Origin of the sequence: Chryseobacterium sp. PMSZPI (assembly GCF_002835665.1) — a bacterium.
GTDB lineage: Bacteria > Bacteroidota > Bacteroidia > Flavobacteriales > Weeksellaceae > Chryseobacterium.
This window is the reverse complement of sequence record NZ_PIZV01000023.1, coordinates 1-8704: the sequence shown is the minus strand read 5'-3', so window position 1 is coordinate 8704 and position 8704 is coordinate 1. Positions and strand designations below refer to the sequence as shown.

At 36.5% G+C, this 8704-nt stretch carries 7 protein-coding genes; 2 read left to right on the top strand and 5 right to left on the bottom strand.

Features of this window, described 5'->3' with window-relative positions; all coding sequences use genetic code 11:
- Together CW752_RS04615 and CW752_RS04605 are read right to left on the bottom strand one after the other, a co-directional pair.
- Positions 1-710: patatin-like phospholipase family protein (locus CW752_RS04615; protein ID WP_101238592.1), on the bottom strand; the 710-nt coding region annotated here is incomplete at its 3' end.
- A gap of 192 nt (positions 711-902) precedes the next feature.
- Positions 903-1403, bottom strand: coding sequence for a M15 family metallopeptidase (locus tag CW752_RS04605; RefSeq protein ID WP_101238590.1), 501 nt, complete (start codon positions 1401-1403; stop codon positions 903-905).
- A 257-nt stretch (positions 1404-1660) separates the two neighbouring features.
- Here CW752_RS04605 and CW752_RS04600 point away from each other — a divergent pair, with 257 nt between their 5' ends.
- Together CW752_RS04600 and CW752_RS04595 are read left to right on the top strand one after the other, a co-directional pair.
- Complete coding sequence (locus CW752_RS04600; RefSeq protein ID WP_101238589.1) at positions 1661-3244, top strand: Na+/H+ antiporter; 1584 nt, start codon at positions 1661-1663, stop codon at positions 3242-3244.
- A 173-nt stretch (positions 3245-3417) separates the two neighbouring features.
- On the top strand, positions 3418-4710 hold the full coding sequence (locus CW752_RS04595; protein WP_228401615.1) for a Y-family DNA polymerase: 1293 nt from the start codon (positions 3418-3420) through the stop codon (positions 4708-4710).
- Positions 4711-4723: 13 nt separating this feature from the next.
- Here the strand turns inward: CW752_RS04595 and CW752_RS04590 are convergent, their stop codons facing one another.
- The 3 genes from CW752_RS04590 to CW752_RS04580 all read right to left on the bottom strand — a co-directional run bounded on the left by CW752_RS04590 (position 4724) and on the right by CW752_RS04580 (position 8437).
- Positions 4724-5857 carry a serine hydrolase domain-containing protein gene (locus CW752_RS04590; protein ID WP_101238587.1) on the bottom strand — a complete coding sequence of 378 codons (1134 nt, stop codon included), beginning with the start codon at positions 5855-5857 and terminating at the stop codon, positions 4724-4726.
- A 116-nt stretch (positions 5858-5973) separates the two neighbouring features.
- Positions 5974-6792, bottom strand: coding sequence for a hypothetical protein (locus CW752_RS04585; RefSeq protein ID WP_101238586.1), 819 nt, complete (start codon positions 6790-6792; stop codon positions 5974-5976).
- A gap of 103 nt (positions 6793-6895) precedes the next feature.
- Entirely contained in the window at positions 6896-8437 is a 1542-nt protein-coding gene (locus CW752_RS04580; protein WP_101238585.1) for a glycine--tRNA ligase, read from the bottom strand.
- Between the last annotated feature and the right edge of the window lie 267 nt (positions 8438-8704).

The following is an 8704-nucleotide window of genomic DNA, read 5'->3' as shown; positions in this document are numbered from 1 at the left end:
CCGATAGATATGATAAGCATATCATTTACGCTGGGATGGTTGGCTTTCTGATGATTTTTCAAAACTTCTGCAAAAGGAATCTTTCTTGCCTCTGCATAAGCGCAAAGGGCAGGGTTATTGGCAAACATTCCACCATCAATCAGACTGAATATCTGCCCGTACATGGATTTGATCTGTACGGGGCAAAAATAAGTAGGAGCGGCTGAAGTTGCTCTGCAAATATCTTTTACATAGAAATTATCTGTGCTGAGGTTGGCTTTCCAAGAATTGAAAAGTTTTGCCCGTCTGTTTTCTATATCATAACTTGTGATTAAACACGGTTTTATTAATTCTTTTAACTCTAAATTTCCAAAAAAATCATTCAGGTTTTTCTCAAGTGATTCCTGGGAAATTCTTTCATTCAATAATCCGAATGGATTCACCAGTTTTTCCCAAAAGGAAACCTGGAAAATGTCACCGCCCTTTTCTGCATACAATTCCAATCCTTTTTGGATAGAATATTTTGCTTTTCGGGTTTCATCGGGGCATAGGATAATAGAAGCAATCAGACCTCCTGTGCTGCTGCCTGCAACCAGATCAAAATAATCTCCAAGTTTGGCACTTGGTTTATCATAATACTGGAGCTGTTCTTCTATGTAGCGTAGAATAATGCAGGTGATAATTCCTCTTATTCCACCCCCGTCTAAAGAAAGAATGGTTGTCTTTTTCATGTGATGTTTTTAATGGTTTTTTTAAAAGGACACATGCAATCTTAGATCAAGAGAACGAAGACTATTTGGGAAAAAATATTCTGGTTCCATGCTTAGATTTCATTGCTTTTTCAGTTGTTTTCTGTAAAGCAAAGGTAGGACGGGGAAGCGACAGAACTTGTCGTATTTTAAATGATTTCAAATAAAAGAGCGTTAAAAAATAACATAATTTTGCCTGTCTCTTGGCAGTTTCAAAAGCCTTCTCCAGCTGGTTTTTATATTACCTTTTTGGGATGGGATATTCTTTTTTTCGAAGTGAGGAAGGTCTTTGAACGTTTTCCAATTTCCTCCCCAATCCCAACCGTATTTTGCAAAAATTTTTACACATTCATACCAATCCGCAACCTGATCATTGTCCCAATCTTTGGCAGTATCCCAGCTTGCAATTTTTCCGTCAATAATGAGACAGATATCTACAGCGAGACCGTAATTGTGAATACTTTGTCCTGCTTTGGCATTGGTTACCTTTTTTCCTGAAGTAATTCTTCCGATAGCATATAATTTTTCCTGCTCTTCAAAAGATCTTAACCCTTGAGTAATTCTGATTTTGGCTCTTCCGGTAAGCTCTTCATCGCATTCTTTAATAATTTGTTTTACTTCATCACGTACTAACGGATGAAGTTTCGTAATTCGCTCTAATGTTACTTTGTCCATGATTTTTTACTGTTATTTGGCAAAAATATAGGATGAATGCGACTAAAGTTGACGTGTTTTAATTAAAAAATTAATTTTGTTTGGTTGTGGTTTTAGGAGAAGATTAATCAATTTTTTATGCTCTTGAATAAAGTTTTGTTAAGATTAAAAAATAATAGAAGTTAATTCGAATTGAATGTATATTTGTAAATAAATGTTCCCTGGATTTTTAAAGATTCAATAAATGGAGAGTATTTAAAGAAAAAACACAATACAGAATGCATACGATTTTACCTTTTTTCCTGGCGATGATAGCAGCTATTGTACTGCTCAATATGTGGGCGAACAAATTAAAAATTGCCTACCCGATTTTATTGGTTGTATTTGGGCTGCTTGTGAGTTTTATTCCCGGTTTACCAGCTGTAAAAATAAACCCTGATCTTATATTCTTTATTTTTTTACCTCCTTTATTATTTGAAGCGGCATGGTCTATTTCTTTTAAAGAGATGAAGAGATGGTGGCGGATTATCGGAAGTTTTGCCTTTTTAGTTGTCTTTTTTACCGCATTTACAGTTGCCGTAACAGCTAATTATTTTATCCCCGGTTTTACAATTGCATTAGGTTTTTTATTAGGGGGAATTGTATCTCCTCCTGATGCAGTGAGTACAGGAGCTATTATGAAATTTGTGAAAATACCTAAAACCACTTCAGCTATTTTAGAAGGAGAAAGCTTGCTGAATGATGCTTCTTCCTTAATTATTTTTCGTTTTGCCCTGATTGCTGTAGGAACTGGACAATTTGTGTGGCAGGAAGCTTCTTTAAATTTTCTGTGGATGATTATCGGCGGATCAGGAATGGGATTGATTCTTGCCTGGATTTTCGTACAAATACATAGGCGACTTCCTACAGATGCCTCTTCAGATATTGCATTAACTCTTATTGAGCCTTATTTGATGTATTGGGTAGCAGAGCAGTTCCATTGCTCTGGTGTATTGGCAGTAGTCTGTGGCGGGTTATATCTGTCGAATAATCGAATGATATTCTTAAACAGTACAAGTCGTATAAGAGGATATAGTGTATGGGAAAGTTTTGTATTCATTCTCAATGGAATTGTATTTTTGATCATTGGACTTGAACTTCCAGAAATAGTTGGAGGCTTACGTTCAGAAGGGATCCCTTTAGGGACCGCAATTCAATACGGAATTTGGGTTACCATTATTCTTATTATAGCCCGAATAATAAGTTCATATGCTGCAATGGTAGCTACCATTATTTTTCGGCCAAGAGTTGCTCCAAGAGTCTCTTCTACCAGAAGGCGCTTAATGATGCCTCTTATACTTGGATGGACAGGAATGAGAGGTGTAGTTTCATTAGCTGCTGCTTTAGCAATTCCTATAACCCTTGAGAATGGAAGTCCATTCCCTAATAGAAATCTTATTCTGTTCATTACTTTTATAGTCATATTGCTGACATTATTGGTGCAAGGGCTTACATTGCCTTATTTTATAAAATACGGACATGCATTTGATGATTTTATGGATGAAGAAAAAGATAAGCAGGCAAGGCTGGAGGTCAAACAAAAATTGCAGCATCATGTTTATCACTTTCTTAAAAATAAACATGAAAATGAGTTACACAGCCATGCCGGAATTGAAAGAGTTTTGAAACATTGGGAAGAAAAAAATCAGAATAATGATACAGATTGGATGGATGAAAATATCAAGGCTATTTTTTTTGAAATGCTGGAAAGTCAACGGCAATTTCTTGCTGAACTGAATAAAGATATTTCAGTGAATGAAGATATTATCCGGCATCAGTTATATCAAATTGATTTGGAAGAAGAACGGTTGAGGATGATTTAATACAACATTTTAGCAGATACCGAACCTTGACAAAGGTTTTTGAAACCAAAATTAAATTGTTAATGCGACAAAATATGTCGTATTTTGAAATTTTATTCATTTGTTTTTCAGTGTGTTAAATCTAATGTTAAATCTGGTCTAAAAGAATATATTGTTCTTTAAAAACAATAATTTTGTATAGATATTCATTCATCATGTATGCTCTGGTAGATTGTAATAACTTTTTTGTTTCCTGTGAAAGGACCTTGGATCCATCTTTGGAAAACCAAGCCGTTGTAGTACTTTCCAACAACGATGGATGCGTTGTATCGAGAAGCAAAGAAGCAAAAGATCTGGGAATTCCTATGGCAGCACCGGCCTTCAAATACAAAGAACTTTTTCAACAACATAATGTTAAAAGCTTTTCTGCAAAATTTGAGCTGTATAATTACAAAAGTCAGGAAGTAATCAATATTGCGAAATCCTATGTCATCGATCATGAAGTATATAGTATTGATGAGCTTTTTTTGGATTTGACAGGGTTTAAATACATTGATATTTATGGATATTGCCTTAAAATCAAAACAGAGATACAGGAAAAAGTGAAAATTCCTGTGAGTATAGGAATAGCTCCTACTAAAACATTGTGTAAGCTTGCCAATAGAATTGTGAAAGATTTTCCGGAAAAATTTGATGGTGTTTATATTTTGGATACTCCTGGAAAAATTGAAAAAGCATTGAGATGGTTCAATATAGAAGATGTATGGGGAATAGGGCGAAGATTAGCTGCAAAAATGAATGATAGTGGAGTCTATAAAGCCTGGGATCTTCTTCAGAAACCGGAAATATGGGTTCGAAAGATGATGGGAATCCATGGTGTAAGAATGATTAATGAGCTAAAAGGCATTCGTCAGTTGGAATTGGACGCTCCATCACCCAAAAAATCGATAGCGGTTACCAGAAGCTTTATGGAAATGCTCACGAAAAAAGAAGAGATCCGGGAGCGGGTGGAAACTTTTGGAATGTATTGTTCAGAAAGATTACGGAAACAAAATACATGTTGTAAAATGGTTACTGTTTTTGTGCAAACCAACCGTTTTAGAAAAGATCTTCCCGAATATAGAAATGCAATGACCCGGATTCTATCCAATCCTACAAATTCTTCTATTGTAATAGGAAGAGTAGTGAATGAACTTTTTGAAGCCATTTACAGAGAAGGCTTTCACTATAAAAGGGCTGGAGTTTTGGTCAATGACTTCGTTCCTGAAGACCAAAGACAGATCAGTCTTTTTGAAGAAGATATACAGAATCAGCATCTTCCTGTCATGAAGGCGATGGATGCGATGAACCGGAAATTTGGAAAAGACAAGGTCCGACTCGGAAGTATGAGTGGGGAAAATACCTTTGGCAGGGCAAAGCTATCTCCGGAATATGAAGCTTTTTTAAAAAATAATACCTTACCGGAAGCCAATTTCAGGTTTCATTAATCGTATTGATGCTTTACTTGAATAGCTGTACCACTTCATTCACCAGGAATTTCACCTGATCAGGTCGTCCTTTATCATTTTTTGGACTGTTGGCATAACTTCCTGTTCTTACAATAACCATATTGTGTTCAGGAATCATAATAATATATTGCCCCTGTAATCCAAGGAAATAATAATGTTTGACAGGATTATCATGATTAATCCATAGCCCCATTCCATATGTCTCTTGAGACTTTTGGGTAGGCGTTCTCATTTGTTCGATAAAATTAAGATTGAGAACTTGTTGATCGCCCACTTTACCATTATCGAGAAACAATTGCCCCAGTTTTGCAAAATCTCTTGCATTAGAATGAATGCAACAGTATGTTTTTTCCATGCCATAATCGTCTGTGCTCCATTTAGCATGTTGTTCCATACCCAGCGGAATCCAGAATTTTTCAGATAGATAGCTTGCCAATGGTTTTCCCAGTACTTTTTTCAAAGCAAAACCCAGGAGCTGAGTAGAGCCGCTTTGGTATTCGAATCTTGTTCCCGGTTCCTCTTTAAAATTTCTTGAAAAAACTGCTTTTACAAGACTTTTTCCATAATAAGCTTTTGCATTGGGAAGAAAAGGATTATTGTAATTTTCGTCCCAGTCAAGTCCGGATTCCATTTGGGCAAGGTTCTTAAGAGTCACCTTGTTGCCAAATATTTTGGTCTTAAATTCAGAATAAAAATCAGAAAACTTTTCGTCAATATTTTTAATAATACCTTCTTCCAGGGCCTTTCCTAAGAGCATTACCGTTACTGCCTTTGCCATAGAAAAAGAATTGGTTTGCGAGAGCTGGTTGTATCCTTCCCAATATTGTTCGTGAAGAATCCTTCCGTTTCGGACTACGATAAATGAAGCCGTTTTTGAGTGTTTTAAATTATCAACTAAATTTTTAGGTAACTCTTTGGAGTTGTATTCCGGGTCTTCTTCCCATCGCTTTGGTACCCCTATAGCAATAGGATTGCTGGGAAAAAGGTTTCCGTCATCAATATAGGCTCCGGGTTTCCCTTTAAGATAGGTTTTGGAAATCCCATTAAATAAATAGTCATATCCCAGAAGATAAGCTGCTGCTACACCTGCGATAGCTCCGCCTATCACATATTTTAATATTCTCATATTTTCACGAATCGGTCTCTAACAAATGTAAAATAATTTAGTTAGAAAAATGAAGATCAGTGATAAATAAAAAAGCCTTGAGTTATTTCAAGGCTATATTGCAGTAAAGTAAACCATTACTTGTTGTATTCATAAAGGTAAGTACGTTTATTATTTCCAACACTAGAGCTTGTATAAGTCATCTCTGATTTTGTAGGATAATTGGCCGCATTAAGTGTATGAATTCCTTTGGACTGATGGTTTCCACTCAAAATACCTGTAAAAGTACCATTTGAGCTAAGCAGATTACTGTAGCCCATTTCGCCATCGTCATAGCTGAATATTTCCATTTTTACAAAACCGGTTACATTCTTCATAGGATGATTGTTTCCATCATAAACGTAGGTTATACTGTGGGTAGTTCCCATGTTTGTAAAGCTGGAAGATATTATATTACCATTATTCAGGTAAACATCTTTCTGAACGAATTTGATATCAGAATAAGCTCCCGTTGTCGGGCTGTACGTAGCAGAATAAAAATCATTATACTGTACATGGTTGTCGCTTACGTATTGATAGTTTTCGGTATAAATCAAAGGTTGACCTTTTTCTTTATTCGTTACTTTTTGAGCAACCAATTTACCGTTAGAATAAGAATATTCTCTTGTGATTTTTAATACTCCATCTCTGTACACTTCAGCTTTTTCGATATTGTCCCCGTTATAAGTATAGGCTACTTTTTCCTTATCGGTAACATCATAAGACTCTATTATTTTAGTTCCGTTGTATTTATATTCTACAACATAAGATGAGCCGTCCGGAGCAATTTCAGTTGATTTTTTTAAGAGATATGGCGTGTTATTGTTATTATCGTTGTTGTTAGAGGCATCATCATTGGATGAGCTACAGCTTATGATCACTGCCATGGCTAGTGATGAGATAATTAATTTCTTCATGGTTATGATTAGTTTTACATTGCATCAAAAATAATCATTTTTCTAATATGTGATATATCTATTTTTTTAAATAAAAAAAAGCCCTGATGACAGGGCTTTCACACTATATTTTAGAAAGTAAATTTCTGAAGTTGGTCTTTTCATCAATGATTCGTCTCAACTCTGAAACAGGAACTCTTTCCTGTTGCATGGTATCCCTGTCTCTGATGGTTACTGTATGATCAGTTAATGAATCATGATCTACTGTAATACAATATGGAGTACCAATGGCATCCTGTCTTCTGTAACGCTTTCCGATCGCATCTTTTTCCTCGTAGAATAAGTTGAAATCGTATTTCAGATCGTTGAAGATTTTCTCTGCATATTCTGCTAAACCATCTTTCTTCATCAATGGAAGAATCGCTGCTTTAATCGGTGCTAAAGCCGGAGGTAAAGATAAAACTGTTCTTTCAGAACCATCCTCCAATACTTCGTCTTTTAAGCAATGAGAGAAAATAGAAAGGAATAATCTGTCTAAACCTACAGAAGTTTCCACTACATAAGGTACATAGTTTTCATTTCTTTCAGGATCGAAGAACTGTAGCTTTCTTCCTGAGAATTTTTCGTGAGCCTTAAGGTCAAAATCGGTTCTGGAGTGAATACCTTCCAATTCTTTGAATCCGAATGGGAAATTAAACTCAATATCAGCTGCAGCATTAGCATAGTGAGCCAGTTTCTCATGATCATGGAATCTGTAATTGTCATTTCCTAATCCTAAGGCTAAGTGCCAGTTCAGACGTTTTTGTTTCCATTGTTCGTAGAACTCAAGTTCTGTACCCGGAGCAACGAAGAACTGCATTTCCATTTGCTCAAATTCACGCATTCTGAAGATGAACTGTCTTGCAACAATCTCATTTCTGAAAGCCTTACCAATCTGTGCAATACCGAATGGAAGCTTATGACGTGATGTTTTCTGAACGTTCAAATAATTCACAAAAATACCCTGAGCCGTTTCCGGTCTCAGATAAAGATCCATAGCACTGTCAGCAGAAGCACCTAATTTAGTCCCGAACATTAAGTTGAACTGTCTTACTTCCGTCCAGTTTTTAGAACCCGTATCCGGATCAGCAATTTCAAGCTCTTCAATCAAAGCTTTTACATCAGCAAGATCTTCATTTTCTAAAGACTTTGCCAACCTTGAAAGGATAGCCTCTCTTTTTGCTCTGTATTCCAAAATTTTTGGATTCGTAGCTTCAAATTGAGCTTTATCAAAAGCCTCTCCGAATCTCTTCGCTGCTTTTTCAATTTCTTTATTCTCTTTATCTTCAATTTTAGCACAATAGTCTTCCACCAAAACGTCTGCTCTGAAACGTTTCTTAGAATCTTTATTGTCAATCAATGGATCGTTGAAAGCGTCTACGTGGCCTGATGCCTTCCATGTTGTTGGGTGCATAAGGATTGCCGAATCAATACCCACAATATTTTCGTTAAGCTGTACCATAGCTTTCCACCAGTATTGTTTGATATTATTTTTAAGTTCAGCCCCGTTCTGTCCATAATCATAAACAGCGGATAAACCATCATAGATCTCACTGGAAGGGAAAATAAATCCATATTCTTTAGCGTGAGAAATTACTTTCTTGAAAACATCTTCTTGCTTTGCCATAATTTTTTTACGTCTGATGTGCAAAAATAGCAAATTGGATTCAAAATCATGAGATTCAACAAAAAAAGCTATTAATAATCCCTCAAATCCTTCCGTTTTTATTTTTAGGAGCCGGGAACCTGCTTTCGTTACTCGCTTTTTTCTTAGTTTCGGGGGGGGGGGGGGGGGGGGGGGGGGGGAGGGGGGGGGGGGGGGGGGGGGGGGGCGGAGGGGGGGGGGGGGGGGGGGGGGGGGGAAGGTAGAAAGGATGAGAGAAAAGGGAGGAGG